A 24,068-nucleotide genomic window follows, 5' to 3' on the forward strand; every position below is an offset into this window, starting at 1 on the left:
TGAATCAGGGTTGTGATTGTATCAATGTATGAAAAGAGAGATCGAAAGATCGCTTTTGGAATACGGCGCAACACGAATACTCAACCTGTAGCGATTGTGACGAACGTGTCATTCCCAGTGGGTGACACATGAGACACACCCGTTATAGGGTCAAGCGAACAAGTGCATGTGGTGGATGCCTTGGCGATCACAGGCGATGAAGGACGCGGTAGCCTGCGAAAAGCGGTGGGGAGCTGGCAAACGAGCTTTGATCCACCGATATCCGAATGGGGAAACCCGGCCCGTATGGGTCATCCGTAGCTGAATACATAGGCTACGTGAAGCGAACGCGGTGAACTGAAACATCTAAGTAACCGCAGGAAAAGAAATCAACCGAGATTCCCAGAGTAGTGGCGAGCGAAATGGGACCAGCCTGTACTCTTTATCCGTACTGTTAGTCGAAAGCTCTGGAAAGTGCTGCCATAGCAGGTGATAGCCCTGTAGACGAAAACAGAATGGAAGAACTGGGTGTACGACAAGTAGGGCGGGACACGTGAAATCCTGTCTGAAGATGGGGGGACCATCCTCCAAGGCTAAATACTCGTGATCGACCGATAGTGAACCAGTACCGTGAGGGAAAGGCGAAAAGAACCCCGGGAGGGGAGTGAAATAGATCCTGAAACCGCATGCATACAAACAGTCGGAGCCTCTGCGAAGGGGTGACGGCGTACCTTTTGTATAATGGGTCAGCGACTTACATTCAGTGGCAAGCTTAACCGATTAGGGCAGGCGTAGCGAAAGCGAGTCCGAACAGGGCGATTCAGTCGCTGGGTGTAGACCCGAAACCAGGTGATCTATCCATGGCCAGGATGAAGGTGCGGTAACACGTACTGGAGGTCCGAACCCACTAACGTTGAAAAGTTAGGGGATGAGCTGTGGATAGGGGTGAAAGGCTAAACAAACCTGGAAATAGCTGGTTCTCTCCGAAAACTATTTAGGTAGTGCCTCGTGTATCACCTTCGGGGGTAGAGCACTGTCATGGTTGTGGGGTCCATTGCGGATTACTACGCCATAGCAAACTCCGAATACCGAAGAGTGCAATCACGGGAGACAGACATCGGGTGCTAACGTCCGGTGTCAAGAGGGAAACAACCCAGACCGCCAGCTAAGGTCCCCAAATATTGCTAAGTGGGAAACGAAGTGGGAAGGCTAAAACAGTCAGGAGGTTGGCTTAGAAGCAGCCATCCTTTAAAGAAAGCGTAATAGCTCACTGATCGAGTCGTCCTGCGCGGAAGATGTAACGGGGCTAAGCAATATACCGAAGCTGCGGATGCACAGTAATGTGCATGGTAGGAGAGCGTTCCGTAAGCCTGCGAAGGTGCATTGAAAAGTGCGCTGGAGGTATCGGAAGTGCGAATGCTGACATGAGTAGCGATAAAGGGGGTGAAAGGCCCCCTCGCCGTAAGCCCAAGGTTTCCTACGCAACGTTCATCGGCGTAGGGTGAGTCGGCCCCTAAGGCGAGGCAGAAATGCGTAGCTGATGGGAAGCAGGTTAATATTCCTGCACCATTGTTAAATGCGATGGGGGGACGGATCGCGGAAGGTTGTCCGGGTGTTGGAAGTCCCGGTCCTTGCATTGGAGAAGGCGCTCAGGCAAATCCGGGCGCGGAATTCAAGGGTGCGAGGCCATTCACTTCGGTGAAGAAGCAATCGGAAGTGGTTCCAAGAAAAGCCTCTAAGCTTCAGTTTAACAGGACCGTACCGCAAACCGACACAGGTGGGCGAGATGAGTATTCTAAGGCGCTTGAGAGAACTCGGGAGAAGGAACTCGGCAAATTGGTACCGTAACTTCGGGATAAGGTACGCCCCTGTAGCCTGACTGGCCTGCGCCAGGAGGGTGAAGGGGTTGCAATAAACTGGTGGCTGCGACTGTTTAATAAAAACACAGCACTCTGCAAACACGAAAGTGGACGTATAGGGTGTGACGCCTGCCCGGTGCCGGAAGATTAAATGATGGGGTGCAAGCTCTTGATTGAAGTCCCGGTAAACGGCGGCCGTAACTATAACGGTCCTAAGGTAGCGAAATTCCTTGTCGGGTAAGTTCCGACCTGCACGAATGGCGTAACGATGGCCACACTGTCTCCTCCCGAGACTCAGCGAAGTTGAAGTGTTTGTGATGATGCAATCTCCCCGCGGCTAGACGGAAAGACCCCATGAACCTTTACTGTAGCTTTGCATTGGACTTTGAACCGATCTGTGTAGGATAGGTGGGAGGCTATGAAGCGGGAACGCCAGTTTCCGTGGAGCCGTCCTTGAAATACCACCCTGGTTTGTTTGAGGTTCTAACCTTGGTCCGTGATCCGGACTGGGGACAGTGCATGGTAGGCAGTTTGACTGGGGCGGTCTCCTCCCAAAGTGTAACGGAGGAGTACGAAGGTACGCTAGGTACGGTCGGAAATCGTGCTGATAGTGCAATGGCATAAGCGTGCTTAACTGCGAGACCGACAAGTCGAGCAGGTGCGAAAGCAGGTCATAGTGATCCGGTGGTTCTGTATGGAAGGGCCATCGCTCAACGGATAAAAGGTACTCTGGGGATAACAGGCTGATACCGCCCAAGAGTTCATATCGACGGCGGTGTTTGGCACCTCGATGTCGGCTCATCTCATCCTGGGGCTGTAGCCGGTCCCAAGGGTATGGCTGTTCGCCATTTAAAGAGGTACGTGAGCTGGGTTTAAAACGTCGTGAGACAGTTTGGTCCCTATCTGCCGTGGGCGCTGGATATTTGAAGGGGGCTGCTCCTAGTACGAGAGGACCGGAGTGGACGAACCTCTGGTGTACCGGTTGTCACGCCAGTGGCATCGCCGGGTAGCTATGTTCGGAAGAGATAACCGCTGAAAGCATCTAAGCGGGAAACTCGCCTTAAGATGAGATATCCCCGGGGCTTCGAGCCCCTTGAAGGGTCGTTCAAGACCAGGACGTTGATAGGTCAGGTGTGGAAGCGCAGTAATGCGTTAAGCTAACTGATACTAATTGCCCGTAAGGCTTGATCCTATAACAGGTGTGTCTCGACCAGCGTTAGCGCTTTAGCTGTCGGCCGGAGGTGAGTGCTTTAGCACTTGCTCCGGGCCCATGCAAAGCCCTTACGCTGGTCCGATCCCCGAAGGGGATGCGTGTGAACCCCCAGATGGGGTAGCAGAACACACAGGTTGAGATCGATGTTGTGCCGGAAACAACACAACTCCCTCTGGTGAGCATCACCAGAAACTACTTCTTCCCGATTGGTTGTGCTGTTCCCAAAGAACAGCACGGCAACAAGTCATGCCTGATGACCATAGCGAGTCGGTCCCACCCCTTCCCATCCCGAACAGGACCGTGAAACGACTCCACGCCGATGATAGTGCGGATTCCCGTGTGAAAGTAGGTAATCGTCAGGCTCCCATGCAAGACCAGAAACCCCACCCCGCAACGGTGGGGTTTCTGCGTTTACGCCGGTAAAAACCATCAGCTCGTTGCCGTCAAACCGGTCAACCAGCTCGCCCCACATAACCCCCGCATCGGTACCGCAGCAGGAGGCGACGCATACATACATCGTCGCCTTAAATCTCTTTCACGCAATTAAGCCCGGCTCCGCACCGGCATCTGGTGCGACATACCTGCAGTAAAGCGATCGAGCCGTTCGCTGGCATCGGTGATCGCCCAAAGCGGCGCGCGGTGCAGTTGCCGGTCATAATTCGTCGCGATTGCGGCGAACAGTTCGAATGCTGCGCTATCCAGCCGCCACTCGCCGGTCTCCCGGCCGATATCGAAAACCGCCGACACCGCACGCTCGGCCGCCCCGAGTTGCTCGCTGGTCGCGGAGCCGAAGCCAGATTCAGCCAGAAAACCGGTCAGCAGCATGACTTGCGTGAGCGTCTGCGCATCGGTCACGCCGCCGGCGCCGCGCCGCAACGCGTCGAGCGCCAGATGGACACGCAGCGCGAGCTCATCGGCGGTCTGCCGGGCGATCGGCAACAGCATCACCTTTGCATGCCGCGCACGCGCAGCACCGGTGTGACGGGAAAGCGGAATAACTTGTGCCATGAAGGTCCACTGTTTGTGCCTTTGCAGATGCAATAACGGCGCGCGCGGTAAAAGGTTGAGCCCTTCGGCGTACGTCGCCCGGCGATAGCTCAATTCTCCCGCCCAACTGCCCTCTCGCCCCGCCCGGCTCAAACAAACACCCGCGTTTCGTCAATCCACATGCTCGACAACCTTCACTTTGCCCACGGGCTGGCGCGGCGTTTCGTTGGCAAGCCCTCTGAACCATCGGTGTCCTGCCTCGTTGTGATACCGGGCGCGCCAGAACTGCTGGACAGTCAGACCGGGCAATTTGATTGGTAGCAGAAACACGCCGGCGTTCGCGAGCCGCGCCAACAGATCCGTGCGCTTACGTGGTTACTCCTCACCCGTCTCATCCACTGGCGCAACGCTGCGCGCTCGCACACGTCGGCGGATCTCCGAATCGAGGATCAGCCGGCCGCGCAGTTTTCCCTTCATCCGCTTCACATAGCGTGGCGCTTCCGTCATGTGAACGACCATCAACTCACGCACTTTCTCCACATCGCGTTCTCGCGCCGCTTTCGTGATTGCCTTGTGGATCTTCACGTTGGCCTGACCGAAACGCTCGTGTTCTGCTTGCGGCGTATCGTTACGAAACTCGATCAGTTGCCGGATCATCTCGTTGATCAACTCGCAACTGAAGCGCAGGAACGGGTTCGGATTCGCCGCAGCGAGGATGTCGTGGAAATTGACGTCCTCCTGACGTTGCCGCACGATGTCCTGCCCACCATGCGCCGAAGCCGGCCGGTCGCAACACGCAATGCTCGCTTCGAGAGCGTCAAAATCCTGTTCCGTCAGATGCGGCACCGCGCCCGCAGCCAACTCCGGCTCCAGTAGCTTACGCACGGTGTAAATGTCGTCGATCGATACGTCCTTGAAGAACAGATAGTTCTGCAAAAGCTGTAGCGTGCGGTCGAGCGGCACCTCCACCACCATGCCACCGCCGCTCGGACCGGTCGTCACCTTGATGAGACCTTGCACCTCGAGCGACTTCAACGCCTCGCGAATCGTGCTCTTGCTCACCGAAAAGAGTTGCTGCAACTCCACCTCGCGCGGCAGGCGGTCACCCGGTTTCAGATCCTTCTCCGTGATGAGCCGCTTGATTTCCTCCGCTACCAGATCGCCGCGCTTTTGCTGCTTGATTTCAATCGCGGCGCCAGCCTTGGCTCGATCCATGGCCATCTTCGATACTCCCAGTTTTTGTCCTGCACGATCTTTCATCGGTCCGCCAAGCCTTTAACGGTGCGGAAGGCCGCCTTGCGGCGACCAGGAATTTTGCCTTATTGACACTCGAATTTATTGTACCTACGATCAAGTTCAATCTATTTATCATGATAAATAGAACAAAGCCGATGTGGTGGAAAACTTCACGGCGGCCAGCAAGCTCATGTAGTCGTTCGAGCAGTCGTTCAGTTTCGCAGTCGGTCAGTGCGTGTCTCTTTCTTAAGGAGCGTCATTTTGAATCGCCGAAATATGTTGAAGCTGGCCGCGTTGTCGGCCGTCCCGGGGACGTTGGGCTCACTGGTCGCGCGTAGCGCGTTCGCCCAGACCGGCACCTTGCAGTTTGCCTGTCCGGTACCGATGTCGGGCCCGTTCGCGGCGAACGGCAAGTACGCCGATCTCGGCATGAAGCTCGCAATCGAGCAGTACGGCAAGGTGCTCGGCGAGCCGCTTGCCTACACAGTGCTCGATACGGAAGGCAAGCCCGCAACGGCAGTGCGCCGTGTGCAGGAAATCGCGCAACAGAAGAATGCGCGTTTCTTTGCCGGCGGGATTCTGTCATCCGAAGCATTGGCGATGGGCAAGGAAGTCCAGAAAGCCGGCGGCGTCTTCATCACCACGGCTGGCGCTGACGAAATCACCGGCAAGGACTGCAACGATGCGACGTTCCGCTGGTCGGTGCCGACCTTCGGTGCGATCGAGCAGACGGTGCGCCCGTTGATCCAGACGCTGCCGAAAGCGAAGCGCTGGTACACCATCACGCCACAATATGTATTCGGCGAAGGTTTGCTGTCGGCGGCCAAGGCGATTTTCAAAGAGAAGGGCATCGAGCATGTGGGCAACAGCTACCACTCGCTCAACGAAAAGGAATTCAGCGGCTATCTGACCAATGCGGTTGCCGCAAAGCCTGACGTCCTGTTGATTCTGAACTTCGGTTCGCAATCGTCCGATACGTTGCGCCAGGCCGTGAGCTTCGGCATGAAGAACAATTGCACAATTCTGCTGGCGTGGGCCTCCGGCCTCGAGCAGTTCGAATCGCTCGGCGCGGACCTGTGCGAAGGCGTCTATTTTGGCGCACAGTATTGGCACGACATCGATTCGCCACTCAATCGCGATCTCGTCAAACGCACGAAGGCTACGTTCAAAGCCAACCCGAACTACAGTCTTGCGGGTTCATATATCTGCACGAAGATCCTGCTCGACGGCATCGTGAAAGCCGGCAACGTCGATCCGAAGAAGGTGGTCGCAGCGCTCGAAGGCATGAAATACGACGGCTTGACCGGCCCGGAAGAAGTGCGCAATGGCGATCACCAGGTTCTGAAGAACTACTATCTGCTGAAGGGCAAGTCGAAGAGCAGGATGAAGAACGCCGACGACTACGCGGATATCGTCAGTTCGGGCCAGTCGTTCCTGCCGCTCGACAAGACCGGCTGCAAGCTGGCTTGATGCATTCGTGCCGCGTGCATTGCACGTTGCAGCAACGCTCCATCGCAATACCCTTTAGACGGACGCCATGAACGTTTATCTCCTGCAGATCGTCAACGGCATCGGAGTCGGGATGTTGTATTTCCTGCTCGCGGTCGGCCTGTCGATCGTGTTCGGCCTGTTGCGTTTCGTAAATTTCGCGCATGGCGCGTTCTATCTGCTCGGCGCGTATTTCTGCTATCAGGCGATGCAGTGGTCGATGAGTTTCTGGACCGCGCTGATAGTCGTGCCGATCGTGGTGGGCGCGCTTGCTTGGGTCGTCGAAAAGGTGATCCTGCGGCACGTCTACGCGCAGCAGCATGAGTTTCATATTCTCGTGACGGTCGGCTTGGCGCTGGTCGTGCAAGAGTGCGCGATCCTGATCTGGGGGCCGCTCGGCGACAACGTGCCGGTTCCCGACGTGCTCAACGGCGTGGTGATCTGGGGCAGCTTCGTGTATCCGAAGTACCGTCTGTTCGTGATCGGCTTCACAGCTGTGCTAGCCGCATTGCTTTGGTGGGTACTCGAAGGTACGCGGCTTGGCAGCGCGGTGCGGGCGGGGAGCGAATCGACCGAGATGGTGTCGCTGCTCGGCATCAACGTGCTGCGTGTCTTTAGCCTGGTGTTCGCGCTTGGTGCAGCAACTGCCGCGCTCGCCGGCGTGCTTGCCGCGCCGATTCGCGGCGTCGATCCGTTCATGGGCATCGAGGCGCTCAGCGTCGCGTTCGTGGTGGTGGTGGTCGGCGGGATGGGGAATTTTCTCGGTGCACTGGTCGGCGGTCTGCTGGTCGGGATCGTGCAAAGCGTGATGAGTACGTTGTGGCCGGAAGGCGCGCGACTGATGATCTACGTCGCCATGGCTGCCGTTCTGTTGCTGCGGCCGAACGGCTTGCTCGGGAGAGCGGCATGATCGATACCTCGAAGCCTATCGTGCAAAGCGCTTCTCCCCACGCGGCGAAACGCAGTTGGCGGCACTCGCTGCATCGCTATCGCATTCTGCTGCTGGCGTTGCTGGTGGTTTGCGTGTTGCCGTTGACGCTGCGTTCGGGATCGCTTGCCACGGAAGTGCTGGTGTTCGCTCTCGCCGCACTCGGTTGCAATCTGCTGCTTGGCCATACCGGTTTGTTGTCGTTCGGGCAGGGGATTTTCTTCGGACTCGGCAGTTATTGCGCGGGTCTGGTTCTCACGGAAACGGCGTTGCCGATACCGGTAGCGTTGCTTGCCACAGTAGCGATCGGTGCGGCTGCGGCTGCGCTGGTGGGCTGGTTCTCGATCCGCCAGCGTGGCACGTACTTCGTGATGCTGACGCTGGCGTTCGGACAACTGTTCTACTTTCTCGCTTACACGACGCCCGATCTCACCGGCGGCGACAACGGCTTGCTCGATATTCCGCGCCCGGCGCTCTCGCTGTTCGGCAAAGCACTCGTATCGTTGACTTCGCCGTGGCAGTACTACGGCTTCGTCGCAGTGCTGTTTCTGGTGGTGTTCTGGCTGTTGATGCGTGTTTCGCATTCGGTGTTCGGCCGCACGTTGCTGGCCATTCGCGACAACGAAGCGCGCGCCGCCGCAGTCGGCTACGACGTCAAGCGCTTCAAGCTGATGGCGTTCGTGATCTCCGGCGCGGTGACGGGTCTGGCCGGCGCGCTGCACGCATTGATGACGGGCATCGCGCCGCTTTCAAACATCGATTACCACACGAGCGAGATGATCCTCGTGATGACGGTGATCGGCGGCACAGGCAATCTGTTCGCGTCCGTGCTGGGCGCGGCGTTCTACGTGCTGTTTGCCGACTGGCTATCGACGCTATGGCCGCGCTGGCTGTTGCTGCTAGGCATTGTGCTGATCGCGGTCAGCCTGTTCATGCAGCGTGGACTGTGGGGTTTGGGCGAACGCATCTGGCAATCGTTGCGGCGCAACCAATCCGCAGATGCAGGCAAGGAGCGCGTATGAGCGAGGCGATTCTGCAAGCGAGCGGTGTAGTGAAACGCTACGGCAAATTCACGGCGCTCTCCGAAGTCAATCTGCGTATCATGCCGCGCACCGTGCATTCGGTGATCGGTCCGAACGGCGCGGGCAAAACGACGCTCTTTCATGTGCTGACCGGCACGGTGCCGATCACGGCGGGAAAGATTGTTTTCGACGGACACGATGTGACGCATGAACCGGACCACAAGCGCGTGCGTCGCGGCGTCGCGCGCTCGTTCCAGGTGACGAGCCTGTTCGCCAATCTGAGCGTGCGCGAAAACCTGCGGCTCGCCGCGCAAGGTGTCGACGCCGTGCGTGCGCTGAACGCATGGGCGCCGCCGCACGGTGCGCTCACGCATGCGGACACTGTCGACAGCGTGCTGGAACGCCTCGCATTGCAGCGTTTTAGCGAAGCATCGGCGGGCGCGCTCTCGCACGGTCAGCAACGCCGCCTCGAAGTCGGCATGGCGCTCGCCGCGCGGCCCAAGGCGATCTTTCTCGACGAGCCCACTTCAGGCATGGGTATCGACGACCTCGACGACATGAAGCAATTGATCCGTGGCCTGCGCGACGACTACACGGTCGTACTGATCGAACACAACATGGGCATCGTGATGGACATCTCCGACACGATTACCGTCATGCAGCAAGGGCGCGTGCTGGTGGAAGGCCGCCCCGACGACATTCGCGGCGACGAGCGCGTGCGCAGCGCCTATCTCGGCAACATGATCACCGGAGGCCGTGCATGATTCTCGACGTGCAGCAGATTCACGGCTTCTACGGCAAGAGCCACATTCTGCAGGGCGTGACGCTGCAGATCAACGACGGCGAAACCGTCACCCTGCTAGGCCGCAACGGCGCGGGCAAATCGACGACGCTAAAAGCCATTGCAGGCGTCGTCGCGCCGCAACGCGGCAAGGTGACGTTCAATGGCGCTGCGATCGGCGGCATGCCGCCACACAAGATCGCCTCGCGTGGCGTGTGTTTCGTGCCCGAGCATCGCGGCATCTTTCGTCTGTTGACGGTCGAGGAAAACCTGCGGCTCGGTGCGCGCAAGGATTCGCCGTGGCAGCTCGACGATATCTATCGTATTTTTCCGCGCCTGAAGGAACGGCGCACGAACGGTGGCGCGCAACTCTCAGGTGGCGAACAGCAGATGCTGGCGATCGGCCGCGCGCTGATGAACCATCCACGTCTGTTGATGCTAGACGAGCCGGTTGAGGGGCTCGCGCCGGTGATCGTCGAAGAGATCGTCGCGCAGCTCAAGCTGATCCGCGAAGCGGGCGTCGCAATTCTGCTGGTCGAGCAGAATCTGGAAGTCTGCACGCAACTCGCGGATCGCCACTACATCATCGAACAGGGCGTGATCGTCTATGAAGGCGATAACGCTTCGTTCGCCGCGGATGAATCGATCAAGGACCGCTATCTGGGCGTCGGCGTCGTTTGACGCACGCGCTGTCTTCAATACGAGGAAGCATCGATGCAAGTTCATGAATCAACAACCGTCAGCACGCTCGCCGATCTGCGCGTCGACGGCGCACGGCTCTGGGACAGTCTCATGCAACTCGCTCAAATCGGCGCGACGGATAAAGGTGGCGTGTGCCGTCTCGCGCTGACCGGGTTGGACCGCAAGGCACGCGACCTCTTTGTCGCATGGGCGCGCGAGATCGGCTGCAGCGTACGGGTCGATGCGATCGGCAATATCTTCGCGCGTCGCGCCGGTTTGCGTGACGACCTGCCGCCGGTAATGACCGGCAGTCACATCGACACGCAACCCACCGGCGGCAAGTTCGACGGTAACTACGGCGTGCTCGCCGGCCTCGAAGTATTGCGCACGCTCGCCGATGCAAACGTTCAAACGCTCGCACCGCTGGAAGTCGCCGTGTGGACCAACGAGGAAGGCTCGCGCTTCGTGCCGGTGATGATGGGCTCCGGCGTTTTCGCTGGCGCTTTCACGCTGGAGCATGCGTTGGAACAATGCGACCGCGAGGGCGTTTCGGTGCGCGACGCGCTCTCGTCGATTGGTTACGCAGGCGAGAACGGAAAGCCGCACGTGGTCGGTGCGTATTTCGAAGCACACATCGAACAAGGACCTGTCCTGGAGGCGCACGACACGACGATCGGCGTCGTGCAGGGCGCACTCGGCCAACGCTGGTACGACGTCACGGTGCACGGCATGGAAGCGCACGCGGGGCCCACGCCGATGGAACTGCGTCGCGATGCGCTGCTGGTCGCGGCCGATCTGATTCATACGGTCAATCGCATCGCACTCGATCACGCGCCGCATGGGCGCGGCACGGTTGGCTGGCTCGACGTGCATCCTAATTCGCGCAACGTGATTCCGGGCCGTGTGACACTCACGGTCGATCTGCGGGCCGCCGACAATGCCGCGCTCACGGCGATGGACGCCGCATTGCGTGCCGCGTGCACGGCGGCCGGCGCAAAGGCTGGTATCACGGTGGACGTCGAGCAAGTGGTGCATTTCGCGCCGCAGCCATTCGCCGCGGAACTGGTCGCAGCGGTTCAGCAGGGCGCGGACGCGCTCGGTTTTTCGTCGATGGACGTCATCAGCGGTGCAGGTCACGACGCCGTCTATCTCGCGCGAGTCGCGCCGGCAGCGATGATTTTCGTGCCGTGCAAAGACGGCATCAGTCACAACGAAATCGAGGACGCGCGCGCCGACCATCTGGAAGCCGGTTGCAACGTGTTGCTAAAGGCAATGCTGAATGCCGCGCAAACGGCAGGGAGCGCACGGCCATGAAAATCCTGATTGCAAGGATGAATCACGAGACCAACACATTCTCGCCGGTCGACACACCGCTCGCTGCGTTCGGCCGCGACGGCCCGAGCTACGGCGAAGATGCGTTCAACGAGAACCAAGGCATGCAGACGGCAATGGCCGCGTTCATCGACGCAGCCGAGGGCGAACGGGCCGAGATCGTGACGCCGGTGTCGGCATCGGCGAATCCGAGCGGTCCGGTCGCCGCCGCCGCATACGACACGATCTGCAACGCGATCGTTGATGCAGCTATGGGCTGCGACGCAGTAATGCTCGATCTGCACGGTGCGATGGTCGCGGAGAATTCGAACGACGGCGAGGGCGATCTGCTCGAGCGCGTGCGCGCCGCGTTGCCCAGCGCACCGATTGCAGTCGCGCTCGATCTGCACGGCAATGTCACGCAGAAAATGATCGACAACGCCGATGTGATCGTCAGCTTCAAGACCTATCCGCACGTTGATATGTATGAGACCGGTGCGCACGCGGCGCGTCTGATGTTCGATCTGGTTCATGGCAAGACGAAGCCGGTGGTTGCATGGCGTCAACCACCGCTGCTCACGCATACGCTGCGCAGTGCGACAGCCGAAGGCGCGATGAAACGCGCCGTGGACGCCGCGCGTGCGGCCGAGGCCGATGGCATGCTCGCGGTGTCGGTGCTGTCCGGCTTCTCGCTCGCCGATATCGAGGCGCCGTGTATCAGTGTTGTGGTCGTGGGTAATGGCGATCGCGCGAAGGCGGAAGCGGTGGCCAAGCGCATCGCGCGGCAGATCTGGAACGATCGCGAAGATTTCGTTTACCGCAGCGCACCGCTCGCGGAGTCGGTCGCGCAGGCGGCAGCGCTCGCACAGGGGGCGGACAAGCCGGTGCTGATGCTCGATCACGGCGACAACTGCATGTCGGGCGGCACGTGCGACACGATGGACCTGCTCGAGGAAGCGCTGAAGCAGAATCTCGAAGGCATCGTAAGTGGACCGTTGTGCGACCCGCAAGCGGTCGCGGCACTGATGGCGGCGGGTGTCGGCAGCACGGTGACGGTGACGATCGGCAACAAGCTCTCCGGCAAAGCGGTGACGCCAAAGCCGCCGGTCGCCGTGACCGGCGTAGTGCGCGCGCTGACCGACGGTGAATACGTGATCAGCGGTCCGACCTACACAGGCCAGCGTGCATTCATGGGGCGCGCGGCGGTGCTCGACACCGGCACGGTGAAGCTCGTGATGACCGAACGTACGCACGAACCGTGGGACCTCGGTGTGTTCGAGAGCGTCGGTATCGATCCGCGCCGCGCGCGTTTTCTGTTGCTCAAGTCGCGTATGTATTGCCGGCCGGTTTTCGTGCCGATCGCCGCGGCGCTGGTGGAGTGCGATAGCCGTGGCGTGACGAGTTCAGACTTCGGACTCTTCGCGTTCGAGCATGTCAGGCGGCCGGTCTATCCGTTGGATGCGCGGACCGAATGGTCGCAACCGCGTTGAGCAAGGCACACGCCAGCGAGCAAGAAAGAGGGCTTGTGCCACGCGTGCAGAGTCTCTATAATTCGCGCCTCTAAAGGCTCGTAGCTCAGTTGGTTAGAGCACCACCTTGACATGGTGGGGGTCGTTGGTTCGAATCCAATCGAGCCTACCAACGCATATGTGACGTAGACGGAAGCGGTCCAGCTTTCGTCTACGGTCATGTTCTCGCATCGCATCGGCGCACGTCTTCATCGCGATCGTATTCTCCAGTTTCCCCTCTGCCGTCATTTCGTCCCAGCACGTCTCGCTTGCATGAGCACGGTCGTCGCGTCGCTTTACGTTGCGTTATGCCAATGCGCTGTACAGTCATGCTTCCATCTATCGACTAATGACGGGAGACGAGGCAATGGACCTGAATCTGCGCGGCAAGGTGGCGGTCTTGACGGGAGCGAGCGTCGGCATTGGATTGGCGGTCGCGGAGGCATTCGCTGCGGAAGGCGCCAACCTGCTGCTCGCCGCGCGCACCGAGGACCGGCTGGCGAAAGCCGCGGCCGGTATTGCCCAGACCTTCGGCGTGCAGGCGCTACCGGTTGCCTGCGATGTCGCCACCGTCGAGGGCGTCGACACGCTCGTGGCGGCGGCACGCACGCATTTCGGTGGCGCGGACATCCTCTTTAACAACGCGGGCACGGGCAGCAACGAGACCATCATGGACGCGCCCGACGCCAAATGGCAGGCCTACTGGGATTTGCACGTGATGGCCGCCGTGCGTCTCGCGCGCGGTCTCGTGCCGTTGATGAAAGCGCGCGGCGGTGGGGCGATTCTGAACAACGCGTCGATTTGCGCAACACAGCCGCTGGGTTACGAACCGATCTACAACGTGACGAAAGCGGCCTTGATGATGTTGTCGAAGAATCTGGCCAATGAACTCATCCAGGACAACATCCGCGTCAACACGATCAACCCGGGCCTTGTGCTGACGCCCGACTGGATCAAAACGGCGAAGGAATTGACGCAAGGCTCGGGCGGCGACTGGGAGGGTCACCTGCAACAGGTTGCCGACGAGCACGCGCCGATTCGCCGCTTCGCCACGCCAGCCGAACTCGCGAGCTTCATTGTGTTTCTATGTTCGGAGCGCGCGAGTTACAGCGTCGGTTCGACCTATTTTGTCGATGGCGGCATGCTGAAGACCGTGTGAATGTGACGGGCGAGCCTGCGCTTACAAACAGCACTCGCCGTCGAAATACGCTTTGCGCCAGCGCGTGATCGTCACACGTTCGAACAGCTCGACCAGTGAGAACGGATCGCCGGCAATGAAACGCTCGGCTTCTTCACGCGTTTCCAGATCGACGATGTAGAGGCCACCACCCGCGCCGCTGTCGTCTTCGTTCAGTTTCGCGCCGCAGGCCAGCAGCAGCGCCTTGTTCTTTTCCAGAAACGCCAGATGCGCGTCGCGCTCGCGCGTGCGGACGTCGGCGTGACCGGGCTTGTCGAAAGTTTCGATGATGTAGGGCATGCGTGTTCCTGTTCAGTTCGGTGCGATTGTGGACGGATGCTGCGCGAGCGGCGTGACCTGCACGGCCATATACGGAAAGAGTAGCAGCGAACTGAGCAGCGTATGAGGCGCGTCGTTCGATTCGACGTCGAACACGCTGTAATTCGCGTACTGCCCGGCATCTTTTCATCGACGAAACGTGACGCCGCGAGGAATGACGACGTGTTCGAGTTGCTGAAACAGCTCGCACTTGATTTCTTCTTGCTCCGGCGCGCATTCCTGCATGAGATCGGCATCCGCAGCGGCTGCGTCGAGCATTGCTGGTAATCCCTTGCGCAGCCAGGCGCTGCGTTCCTGATGTTGGCTCTTTCGTTTGTTATACGACATCGCATAACAAACATGACGCCTGCATCTGTTTATGAGGTATGGCGCCCCAATTAGAGCTAATTTATACGGGTAAATGCCTGGTTGAAATTAGATTGGTCATAGTTGATAGTACGTTATCGTACAACAAGGCGAATTGGCGAAAACTTGGCCGATTGAGAGCGCACCCGTCCGCCGGTCACAGAAACAAGTTTGCTGAGTCCCCCTCCCGCACAACGGCCAGATCGCCCGCAATGCTGTAAAGGACCCTTATGAAGAAGATTGCCCTGAGTGGGGCCGGCGGTCAGCTCGGCTCGGTAGTACGGACTGCGCTCATCGCGCGCGGTATCCCGTTGCGGTCGGCCGCGGGCTCGAGACCTCTGGCTCCCCTGGTGGAAGGAGAGGACCTGATGCACGGCGACCTGCGCGATCCAGCGATCGTCGACTGCCTGCTGGACGGCGTGGACGTACTGATCCACTTCGCTGGCACGAGCGTCGAACGTCCGCTGCCCGAGATCATCGAGAACAACCTGCGCGCGCTGGTCGCGGTTTACGAAGGTGCGCGGCGGCATGGTGTGCGGCGTGTGGTGTTCGCCAGCTCGAATCACGCGATCGGCATGTACCCGGTCACCGAACACCTTAACCTCGACTGCGAGCTGCGTCCGGACGGTTTTTACGGCTTGAGCAAAGTGTGGGGCGAAGCCCTCGCAAGAATGTATTGGGACAAGCACGGCATCGAAAGTATCTGCGTGCGCATCGGCAGTTGTCTCGAGCGGCCGACCGAACCCAGGCACCTGAGCACCTGGTTCGGGCACAGCGACCTGCTGCATTTCCTCGATCGCTGTATCGAGGCCGAGGACGTGGGGTTCATGACTGTCTGGGGTGTCTCGGCCAATAAGCGCAGCTGGTGGGACAACAGCGGCGCCGAACGTCTGGGCTACCAGCCGAAACAGGACGCCGAGGTCTACGCCGCGGAAGTGCTGGCAAAACCGAACCCGCTCGATACGTTGGGTCAACGCTACCAGGGCGGCAGCTTCGTCGGCCTGGACTACTCGCGCGCCGATGGCGAGGCCGGCAGGTCTAACGCCCCTGCCGTCCGGCCCGACTGATTGACGACAAACATCGAGGAGACAACGCAATGAAAGTCAAAGGCATTCGCTGGTGGATGGTCAGCCTGGTCGCGGCCGGGCTGATCATCAATTATCTCGCGCGGAACACGCTGTCAGTGGCAGCGCCGACGCTGATGAACGACCTCCATATCAGCACCGAGCAGTACTCGCATGTCGTGGTTGCGTGGCAGCTGTGCTACGCGTTCATGCAGCCCGTCGCGGGCTATTTGCTCGACACGGTCGGCACCAAGATCGGCTTTGCGGCCTTTGCGCTGGCCTGGTCTGTGGCCTGTGCCGCGGCAGCGTGGTCCACGGGCTGGCGCAGCCTGGCGTTCTTCCGTGGCTTGCTCGGCATCGCCGAGGCGGCCGGCATCCCGGCCGGTGTCAAGGCCACGAGCGAATGGTTCCCGGCCAAGGAGCGCTCGGTCGCGATCGGCTGGTTCAACATCGGCTCGTCGATCGGCGCGCTGCTCGCGCCGCCGCTGGTCGTCTGGGCCTTGTTGCGCGGGCAATGGCAATTGGCGTTCGTGATCGTCGGTGTGGCGGGCATCGTCTGGAGCGCACTGTGGATGCTGCTTTACAAGCACCCGCGCAAGCAGAAGCTGCTGAGCGAAACGGAGCGGGATTACATCCTGAGCGGGCAGGAGGCAAAGCATAGCGATGCCGGCGGCGCCAAGCGCAGCTGGACTGAAATGCTCGGCAGCCGCAACTTCTGGGCGATCGGCATCCCGCGGATTCTTTCCGAGCCGGCCTGGCAAACCTTCAACGCGTGGATTCCGCTGTACATGATGACCGAGCGTCACATGAACCTGAAGGAAATCGCGTTGTACGCCTGGATGCCCTTCCTGGCGGCGGATATCGGTTGCGTGCTGGGCGGCTACCTTAGTCCGCTGTTCCATAAGTATGCGAAGGTGTCGCTCTTCACGTCGCGCAAGATGGTTTTCGTATTCGGCGCCCTATGCATGATCGGACCGGCATGCGTCGGACTGGTCGCCAGCCCTTACGCAGCCGTTGCGCTGCTGTGCGTCGGCGGTTTCGCTCACCAGACCTTGTCGGGCGCGCTGTACGCCATCACCTCCGACATGTTCGGCAAGAACGAAGTCGCGACCGCCACGGGTATGGGCGGAATGGCGGGCTACCTCGGGGCCGCGGCGTTCACGGCACTGTTCGGCGTGCTGGTCACGCAGATCGGTTACAGCCCGCTGTTTGTCGTGCTGGCGGTGCTCGACATCGTCGCGGCCGTCGTGGTGTGTCTGCTGGCGAGAAGCGGCGAACGTACGCCCGAGCCGCGCTGGGCCGTAGCGAGCTTCTCGGCCAAGTAAACAATCGGTAGCCGTGAGAGAAAGCAGAGTAGTGCAGTGTGTGCTATTGGCGGCGCCCACGGGCGCCGCTTTGCGTTTCATGGCCTGTCCGATGCGTGTGGTGCGTTTGGCAACCGGGCTAGCTTGTCTGCGGAGGGGCGAAGAATCATCCTCGCCCCTTTCTTCTTCCCGATTAGCGCTGATCGACGACCGTCGTGTTGTAAGTCGTCGAGCCGATCACCACGTTGTTCAACGTGATGCCGTTGACGTTGTACGCATAGATCGGCCCGGGTGTCGTTGCGGTCGCCGGGCCGGCGGAAACGGCCGTCCCCAGGTTGCAGTTCGAGATTGTGACGTTACTGATAGGCGGCACGGCCGGCGCCGGACTCGGACCGTTGTAGTCGAACGCGACCGGCCCCTGCGCCACGATGGCCTGAAAACAGGAGCCCGTGACACCATTGAGCGTGACGTTGCTCGCCTGCACGTTTGAGATGTTCACGTTCTGGATCACGGCCGGGCGGGTGCGGATCGCGTCGTTGGCCGGCTGATAGTCGCAGTCGAACGTAATCAAGCCGCCTTGTGCCGCCGACGGATTGCCCGCCGTCGCCGTGACGACACCCAGCGGCACCGTGCTGTTGATCGGACTGCCGGCCAACAGTGCATTGCCGTATCCGCTGCCTTTCAGACTCAAGCCGTTGGGCAGCGTGACCGTATCGACGTAGAAGTTCTTCACGAAGCCGCCGCGATTCATATTCGTCTTGATGCGAATCGCGATGTTCAGCGGATTGGTGGCCCAGTTCTGGTTGAGCATCTGCAGATTGCGCGCGTAGATGTTCTGCACGCCGCCGCCCATCTCGCTGCCGAGCGTGATGCCGCCGTGGCCACTGTTCATCGTGCAGTTCTGGATTACGTGATTCTGCGCGGGGCCATACTGCGTATCGAGATCCTTGCCGGACTTGATCGCGATGCAATCGTCGCCGGTATTGAACGTGACGCTGTCGCAGAGCACGTTGTTGCAGGCGTCCGGATCGAAGCCATCGTTATTCGGGCCGATGCTGTCCGCCGTCACCCCACGAATCACGACGTTCTTGCAATCGGTCGGATGATGCTGCCAGAACGGCGTGTTGTTGGTCCGATAGTTCTCCATCAACACGTTGGTACAACCAATGAACTCGACCATGCACGGACGCAAATAATGCCCGATGCCGAAAATGCGCTGCGCGATCGGCACGCCCGCTTCGGAAAGCGCCGGCAGGTAGTTCTGGTCCTGCTGCCAGGGTGTCGTGGGGCTCGTGAGCAGCGCGTAGAGTGCATCGGAAATGCCGGGCGCGGCGTTTCTCAGGTCGACGTTCTTCGGATTGCTGTAGGCCTGTGACGGTGTCGACGCATTCACGCAACCGTAGGCGCCGTTCGACCCCTTGTAGGTCCACCAGCAGGTGCTGGTGTTGCCGCTTCCGGCGAACGGCGTCATGGCCTGGCCATTCAGAATCGAGGTGGAATCCTCGCCGGTCAGCGCGATGTTGGTCTGATTGCGCGCGTAGACCGGCGCGCCGTAGTTGAGGCAATCGTTCGCCTGCCAGCGGCTGTAGAAGAGGTTGCCGTTCGCGCCGCAATTGACGGGGCCGTCCTTCGCATAGTCCGCCGGGTTGGGGCTGAAATAGATCGTGCAGTTCGCGCTGAGGTGGAAGTTCACATTGCTGAGCAGCACGATTGGCCCGGCGCAGTACCACGTGCCGGACGGCACGATCACGCGGCCGCCGCCGGCCGCATTGCATGCCTGGATCGCGGCGAGAAACGCGGGTCGCGAGTCGAAGGCATTTGCTGCGTTGGTTTGTGTCGAGCCGGGGCTCGTCAGCGATGACGCGCCCGTATACGGATTGGTCGCGGCGACCACGGCGCAAGTCTGCGCGCCATACTGGGTGACCACAAAATCGCGGGCCGCAAACATCGACTGGGTAATGCCCTGCAGCGACGCGACGATCTGCGTCGCGGCGCCCGAGGTGCCCCAGATCGGATCCTGCACGACCGGTGGCGTCGGCGTCGGCGTTGGCGTGGATGGGGAGTCGACGGAGGAGCCGCAGGCGGACAGTCCGCCCAGCAGGGTTGCGCCTGCGGATGTGCCTGCGAGCACGATAAACGCTCTGCGCGCAGGTGAATTCGGTTCGCGCTGGTTGCTGATTCTCGACGTCGCCTGCCTGCCGTTCTTTTTATCGTGTGTTGCCACGGATGTCTCCTTGCCCTTTGCGGGCTCTATGAGTAATCGTCAGTGCCGCGTGTGCTACGGTTTGTCGATCCTGCGTATATATGCACGGGTGTCGAAAGTGTCAGTAAGTCGTCCTTAGTGTTGTGAATAAGCCATTTATCAATGGCTGTGGCGGGTTGTTGTCGAGCATGCGCGCATGCGCCGCTCCGTCCTCTCTAATTGCTCAGAGCAAGCGGAGCGGCGTTGCTGGTGGGGTTTGCCGTTCGGTGCGACTGATTTATGCGCCCGGTTGACCGATTTCGTGATTGGCGAGTATTTCGAGCGCGCGCACCATCGCGGAGTGGTCCCATGCTTTGCCGCCGTGCGCGACGCATGCGTTAAAGAGCGCCTGGCAGGTGGCGGTGTTGGGCAAGGACACGCCGAGCGCTTGCGCCGTGGAGAGCGCGAGATTCAGATCCTTCTGGTGGAGTTCGATCCGGAACCCCGGGTCGAACGCGCGCTTCGTCATCCGCTCGCCGTGCACTTCGAGGATGCGCGAGGATGCAAAACCCCCCATCAGCGCTTCGCGCACGCGCGCCGGATCGACACCTGCCTTGGAGGCGAGCAGCAGGGCCTCGCCGACCGCCTCGATCGTCGCCGCGACGATGACCTGGTTGGCCACTTTACACACCTGTCCGGCGCCGACATCGCCGATCAGCGTGACGTTCTTGCCCATCATGTCGAACAGCGGCTTGACGTTGTCGAAGGCGGTTGTCGTGCCGCCGACCATGATGGTCAACGAACCGGCTTTTGCACCGACCTCGCCGCCTGAAACCGGCGCGTCCAGATACTCCGCGCCGCGTTCGCGCACACGTGCGGCGAAGTCCCGGGTGGCCATCGGCGAAATCGAACTCATGTCGACGACGGTTTGCCCCGCGTGCAACGCGCCGGCAAGTCCCTGTTCGCCGAACAGAACACGCTCGACGTCCGGCGTGTCCGGCACCATGATGAAGATCACGTCGGCATGCTCTGCAACCGCTGCCGGGCTATCGCACGCAATTGCGCCTGCCCGCTTGAGATCATCAGGTAAGCCGCTGCGCGTAAACGCGGCGAGGGTGACGCCATTCTTAAGGAGGTTGGCGGCCATGGGCTTGCCCATGATGCCGAGTCCGATAAAGCCTGCTTTTTGCATGATGTTCTCCGGGGGTGTCATGGCGGCCGTGGTTGCTGGCCCGCTCATTTCTGCATGAAGTGTTTTTGAACCGTCTGCGCCGCGCCTTTCAGCAGTCCCATGTCCGCGCAGACCGCGATGACGCGGCAGCCCATCGAGATATAGCGCTCCGCATCCGCCTGAACCGGCGCGAGGATTCCGCTCGCCTTGCCGGCGGCCTGCGCACGTTCGAACACGCGCGCGATCGCCTGTTGCACGTCGGGATGGCCGGCATTGCCGATGTGGCCGTAAGCGGCGGCGAGATCGGAGGGTCCGACGAAAACGGCATCGACTCCGTCGACGGCGAGGATCTCGTCGATCGCCTCGACCGCTTTGCGGCTTTCAATCTGGACGATGACGCAGACGTTATCGTTAGCGATGTCGAAGTAGTTCGGCACGCTCGCGTAGCGATTGCCCCGTTGGCTCACCGAGACGCCGCGAATGCCCTGAGGTGGGTAGCGGGTCGCCGAGACGGCGCGGGCCGCGTCCTCGGCGCTGTCGACAAACGGCACGAGGAAGTTCGAAAAACCGCTGTCGAGCAGCCGCTTGATGAAGACGCTGTCATTGGCCGGCGGCCGGACGACGGGCGCGCTTGGGCTGTCCTTGAGCGCCATCAGTTGGGGAATCAGCGTCAGCACGTCGTTTGGCGCATGCTCGGCATCCAGCAGCAACCAGTCGAAGCCGACGATGCCGAGCAGTTCAGTGGTGATCGGGCTCGCTAGCGAGGCCCAGCAGCCGATCAGGGTTTCGCCGCCGCAGACGGCGCGGCGAAAGGTGTTGGGTAAGGGCTGATACGGCGTTGCGGCTGTCATGGCTATGTTCCTCAAACTGCGATTGATGGCGACAAGCGATGGGGACAAGTTCCGACGTCTGTTGCGATTATATGTTATAGGTCGTCGTACGTCTTACTCAAGATTAGCACTATGCGGGATTTGCGCGGCAGACGCGTAAACCCGAATCTACCCAAAGTACGCGTGAGACAGGTTGCAGCGTGTGCTGTTTATGTTATAGGATGACCGATATCAAATGCAGTCATCCAAGGAAGCGAAATGTCTATCACCGGCGAAATGCTGATTGGCCGCAAGGCGGTACGCGGCGACGAAAAACCTTTGCGTGCGTTCAATCCCACCGCGGGCGCCGAGATCGCCGAGCCGGTCTTCGGTTCGGGCACGGTAGCGAATGTGGATCTCGCCTGCGATCTTGCGCAGAAAGCGTTCGACCCTTACCGGCAACTGCCGCTCACGGTGCGTGCCGAGTTTCTCGAGCGCATCGCCGACGGCATCACGGCGCTCGGTGACGCATTGATCCAGCGTGCGCACGAAGAGTCCGGTTTGCCGAAGGCGCGTCTCGAAGGCGAGCGTGGTCGTACGACGGGGCAGCTCAAGCTGTTTGCGCAAGTCGTACGGGCGGGGCAATGGCTCGCTGCAACGCTCGATTCGCCGTTGCCGGAGCGCAAGCCATTACCGCGCTCGGATCTGCGTATGCAAAAGATTCCGCTGGGTCCGGTCGCTGTGTTCGGGGCCAGCAATTTTCCGCTCGCGTTTTCGGTGGCGGGTGGCGATACGGCCGCGGCACTTGCCGCCGGTTGCCCGGTGGTGGTGAAGGCGCATCGGGCTCATCTCGGCACGTCGGAGATGGTTGGCCGCGTGATTCAGCGCGTCGCGCTGGAAATGGGCTTGCCGGACGGCGTCTTCTCGATGATCGTCGGCGCCGGCAATTCGGTCGGCGAAGCGCTGGTCGCGCATCCGGCGATCAAGGCGGTCGGCTTCACGGGTTCACGTGCCGGTGGCACCTCCTTGATGCGCGTTGCAGCGGCTCGTGCCGAGCCGATTCCGGTCTACGCCGAAATGAGCAGCATCAATCCGGTTTTCCTGTTGCCGAACGCACTTTCTTCGCGTGGCGAGGGTATCGCGCGTGGTTTTGTCGATTCGCTCGTGCTTGGCGCAGGACAGTTCTGTACCAACCCGGGTCTCGCGATTGCCGTCGACAGCGATGCGCTCGAAGGCTTCGTTGCAACGGCGTCCGATGCGCTGAATTCCAAGCCTGCCCAGACCATGCTCACCGCCGGCATTCATGCTGCCTATGAAGAGGGTGAAGGCAAGCTGGCGGCTACCAGGGGCGTCGAGGCAGTGGCGCGCGGCAATGACACTACGGGCCCGACGCAAGCGCGCGCCGCACTGTTCGTGACCGACGCTCAAACGTTCCTCGCGACGCCCGAACTGGAAGACGAAGTCTTCGGCCCCGCGTCGACCATCGTGCGCTGTAAGGACGAGCAGGAAATGCTGGCGGTGGCCGGGCACTTTGCCGGCCAGCTCACCGCCACGGTGCAGATGGACAGCGGCGATCTGTCGACGGCGAAAAAGCTGGTCCCGATCCTCGAGCGCAAAGCTGGGCGGATTCTGGTCAACGGTTTCCCGACGGGTGTCGAGGTTTCGCACGCGATGGTGCATGGCGGTCCGTTCCCGGCCACATCCGATAGCCGTGCCACGTCGGTCGGTACGACATCCATCGAACGCTTCCTGCGTCCGGTGTGTTATCAGGATTTCCCGGCCGACCTGTTGCCCGAGCCGTTGGCAGACAGCAATCCGCTGGACTTGTGGCGTCGCCGCGATGGCGAGATGACGCGCAGCTAAGCGCGCAACCACGCGGGCAGGACAAAAAAATGGCCGGGGATTCCCGGCCATTTTTTTGAGCGGCGACAGTTCAATTCAGCTGTTCGCTTCAGCAGCTTCGTTGGCGCGCCTCAGCCGCTCGCGGCTATTGGACAGGTGCATGCGCATCGCCGCGCGCGCGCCTTCCGCATCGTGTCGTGTGATCGCCTCGAGGATGCTTTCGTGTTCGAGGTTCACGAGCGACAGGTAAGAGTCCGGGTCCGCATGCGCGATTCCCGCCGAGTCGAGCCGGTTGCGCGGAATGAGCGCGCTGCCCATCTGCGTGAGGATGTCGACGAAATACCGGTTACCGGTTGCGCGAGCCACGGAGATATGGAACTGGAGGTCGGCATCGACGCTGTCGAGCCCGTTGCGCCGGGTGGCCTCGATCGCGTCGAGCGCGGCGCGCATGCGTGCGAGGTCATCCGGTTTGGCACGTTGCGCTGCCAGACCCGCGCATTCCGTTTCGAGGCTGATGCGCAGTTCGAGTATCGACAGCACGTCGCGCAAGGTGGTGGCCGGCACCATGTCGATACCCAGTTTTTCGCGCGGCGGTTCCAGCACGAAGCTGCCGATGCCGTGCCGCGTCTCGATGATCTTGCCCGCCTGCAAGCGCGAAATGGCCTCGCGGATGACGGTGCGGCTCACGCTCAGCGTGACCATCAACTGCGATTCCGTCGGTAGTTTGTCGCCTGGCTTCAAGGCGTTGGACGCAATCTGTTCGGTCACGTAGCTGACGACAAACTCGGCGAGATTACGAGCGCGTCGCGGCGGTGCTGCGGAAGCCATTGGTGTAGCCATCG

Annotated in this window: 19 protein-coding genes, 1 tRNA gene, 2 rRNA genes and 1 pseudogene; 14 read left to right on the plus strand and 9 right to left on the minus strand. The window is 60.6% G+C overall.

Annotated features, from left to right (window positions below; genetic code table 11):
* Positions 1-148 precede the first annotated feature (148 nt).
* Together AC3WOG_RS23780 and rrf are read left to right on the plus strand one after the other, a co-directional pair.
* Positions 149-3,030, plus strand: a 23S ribosomal RNA gene (locus AC3WOG_RS23780).
* A gap of 270 nt (positions 3,031-3,300) precedes the next feature.
* A 5S ribosomal RNA gene (gene rrf / locus AC3WOG_RS23785) occupies positions 3,301-3,413 on the plus strand.
* A 181-nt stretch (positions 3,414-3,594) separates the two neighbouring features.
* Here the strand turns inward: rrf and AC3WOG_RS23790 are convergent.
* Both AC3WOG_RS23790 and AC3WOG_RS23795 read right to left on the minus strand, forming a co-directional pair.
* Positions 3,595-4,059: a hypothetical protein gene (locus AC3WOG_RS23790; RefSeq protein WP_492580370.1), complete on the minus strand. Its 465-nt coding sequence runs from the start codon at positions 4,057-4,059 to the stop codon at positions 3,595-3,597.
* Positions 4,060-4,413: 354 nt separating this feature from the next.
* Positions 4,414-5,259, minus strand: coding sequence for a FadR/GntR family transcriptional regulator (locus AC3WOG_RS23795; RefSeq protein WP_492582425.1), 846 nt, complete (start codon positions 5,257-5,259; stop codon positions 4,414-4,416).
* 276 nt (positions 5,260-5,535) lie between these two features.
* Between AC3WOG_RS23795 and AC3WOG_RS23800 the strand changes: the two genes are divergently transcribed.
* From AC3WOG_RS23800 to AC3WOG_RS23840, 9 genes are all read left to right on the plus strand, one after another.
* Positions 5,536-6,744 carry an ABC transporter substrate-binding protein gene (locus AC3WOG_RS23800; protein ID WP_492580371.1) on the plus strand — a complete coding sequence of 403 codons (1,209 nt, stop codon included), beginning with the start codon at positions 5,536-5,538 and terminating at the stop codon, positions 6,742-6,744.
* 67 nt (positions 6,745-6,811) lie between these two features.
* Positions 6,812-7,672 (plus strand): branched-chain amino acid ABC transporter permease, encoded by an 861-nt coding sequence (locus tag AC3WOG_RS23805; RefSeq protein WP_492580372.1) that lies wholly within the window; start codon positions 6,812-6,814, stop codon positions 7,670-7,672.
* Positions 7,669-8,712 carry a branched-chain amino acid ABC transporter permease gene (locus tag AC3WOG_RS23810; protein WP_492580373.1) on the plus strand — a complete coding sequence of 348 codons (1,044 nt, stop codon included), beginning with the start codon at positions 7,669-7,671 and terminating at the stop codon, positions 8,710-8,712. Before AC3WOG_RS23805 ends, AC3WOG_RS23810 begins: the two co-directional genes overlap by 4 nt.
* On the plus strand, positions 8,709-9,476 hold the full coding sequence (locus AC3WOG_RS23815; protein WP_492580374.1) for an ABC transporter ATP-binding protein: 768 nt from the start codon (positions 8,709-8,711) through the stop codon (positions 9,474-9,476). Before AC3WOG_RS23810 ends, AC3WOG_RS23815 begins: the two co-directional genes overlap by 4 nt.
* Positions 9,473-10,174 carry an ABC transporter ATP-binding protein gene (locus AC3WOG_RS23820; RefSeq protein ID WP_492580375.1) on the plus strand — a complete coding sequence of 234 codons (702 nt, stop codon included), beginning with the start codon at positions 9,473-9,475 and terminating at the stop codon, positions 10,172-10,174. Before AC3WOG_RS23815 ends, AC3WOG_RS23820 begins: the two co-directional genes overlap by 4 nt.
* Before the next feature lie 33 nt (positions 10,175-10,207).
* A complete protein-coding gene (locus AC3WOG_RS23825) occupies positions 10,208-11,488 on the plus strand; it encodes a Zn-dependent hydrolase (protein WP_492580376.1) in 1,281 nt (426 codons plus the stop codon).
* Complete coding sequence (locus tag AC3WOG_RS23830; RefSeq protein ID WP_492580377.1) at positions 11,485-12,975, plus strand: M81 family metallopeptidase; 1,491 nt, start codon at positions 11,485-11,487, stop codon at positions 12,973-12,975. Before AC3WOG_RS23825 ends, AC3WOG_RS23830 begins: the two co-directional genes overlap by 4 nt.
* A 74-nt stretch (positions 12,976-13,049) precedes the next feature.
* A tRNA-Val gene (locus AC3WOG_RS23835) sits at positions 13,050-13,126 on the plus strand.
* Between the two features lie 234 nt (positions 13,127-13,360).
* On the plus strand, positions 13,361-14,152 hold the full coding sequence (locus AC3WOG_RS23840) for an SDR family NAD(P)-dependent oxidoreductase (protein WP_492580378.1): 792 nt from the start codon (positions 13,361-13,363) through the stop codon (positions 14,150-14,152).
* Positions 14,153-14,173: 21 nt separating this feature from the next.
* Here the strand turns inward: AC3WOG_RS23840 and AC3WOG_RS23845 are convergent, their stop codons facing one another.
* The 3 genes and pseudogenes from AC3WOG_RS23845 to AC3WOG_RS23855 all read right to left on the minus strand — a co-directional run bounded on the left by AC3WOG_RS23845 (position 14,174) and on the right by AC3WOG_RS23855 (position 14,836).
* Positions 14,174-14,470, minus strand: coding sequence for a YciI family protein (locus AC3WOG_RS23845; RefSeq protein WP_492580379.1), 297 nt, complete (start codon positions 14,468-14,470; stop codon positions 14,174-14,176).
* Positions 14,471-14,482: 12 nt separating this feature from the next.
* Positions 14,483-14,626: pseudogene (locus AC3WOG_RS23850) on the minus strand (muconolactone Delta-isomerase family protein); the annotation flags it as partial.
* Between the two features lie 9 nt (positions 14,627-14,635).
* Positions 14,636-14,836 (minus strand): 3-hydroxyacyl-CoA dehydrogenase NAD-binding domain-containing protein, encoded by a 201-nt coding sequence (locus AC3WOG_RS23855; protein WP_492580380.1) that lies wholly within the window; start codon positions 14,834-14,836, stop codon positions 14,636-14,638.
* 248 nt (positions 14,837-15,084) lie between these two features.
* Here AC3WOG_RS23855 and AC3WOG_RS23860 point away from each other — a divergent pair, with 248 nt between their 5' ends.
* On the plus strand, positions 15,085-15,921 hold the full coding sequence (locus AC3WOG_RS23860) for an NAD-dependent epimerase/dehydratase family protein (RefSeq protein ID WP_492580381.1): 837 nt from the start codon (positions 15,085-15,087) through the stop codon (positions 15,919-15,921).
* Between the two features lie 29 nt (positions 15,922-15,950).
* A complete protein-coding gene (locus AC3WOG_RS23865) occupies positions 15,951-17,243 on the plus strand; it encodes an MFS transporter (protein ID WP_492580382.1) in 1,293 nt (430 codons plus the stop codon).
* 172 nt (positions 17,244-17,415) lie between these two features.
* On the opposite strand, the gene AC3WOG_RS23870 is transcribed toward AC3WOG_RS23865, so the two are convergent.
* From AC3WOG_RS23870 to garL, 3 genes are all read right to left on the minus strand, one after another.
* Positions 17,416-19,446, minus strand: a complete 2,031-nt coding sequence (locus AC3WOG_RS23870) for a glycoside hydrolase family 28 protein (RefSeq protein WP_492580383.1) — start codon at positions 19,444-19,446, stop codon at positions 17,416-17,418.
* A 256-nt stretch (positions 19,447-19,702) separates the two neighbouring features.
* Positions 19,703-20,617 (minus strand): 2-hydroxy-3-oxopropionate reductase, encoded by a 915-nt coding sequence (locus AC3WOG_RS23875; RefSeq protein WP_492580384.1) that lies wholly within the window; start codon positions 20,615-20,617, stop codon positions 19,703-19,705.
* 23 nt (positions 20,618-20,640) lie between these two features.
* On the minus strand, positions 20,641-21,426 hold the full coding sequence (garL, locus tag AC3WOG_RS23880; RefSeq protein ID WP_492580385.1) for a 2-dehydro-3-deoxyglucarate aldolase: 786 nt from the start codon (positions 21,424-21,426) through the stop codon (positions 20,641-20,643).
* Between the two features lie 237 nt (positions 21,427-21,663).
* Here garL and AC3WOG_RS23885 point away from each other — a divergent pair, with 237 nt between their 5' ends.
* Positions 21,664-23,247: an aldehyde dehydrogenase (NADP(+)) gene (locus AC3WOG_RS23885; protein ID WP_492580386.1), complete on the plus strand. Its 1,584-nt coding sequence runs from the start codon at positions 21,664-21,666 to the stop codon at positions 23,245-23,247.
* Between the two features lie 75 nt (positions 23,248-23,322).
* On the opposite strand, the gene AC3WOG_RS23890 is transcribed toward AC3WOG_RS23885, so the two are convergent.
* The gene (locus tag AC3WOG_RS23890; RefSeq protein WP_492580387.1) at positions 23,323-24,066 is read right to left on the minus strand and encodes a FadR/GntR family transcriptional regulator; all 744 of its coding nucleotides are present in this window, start codon (positions 24,064-24,066) and stop codon (positions 23,323-23,325) included.
* Positions 24,067-24,068: the final 2 nt, after the last annotated feature.

The sequence above is a fragment of the Paraburkholderia sp. FW306-02-B genome (assembly GCF_058782725.1).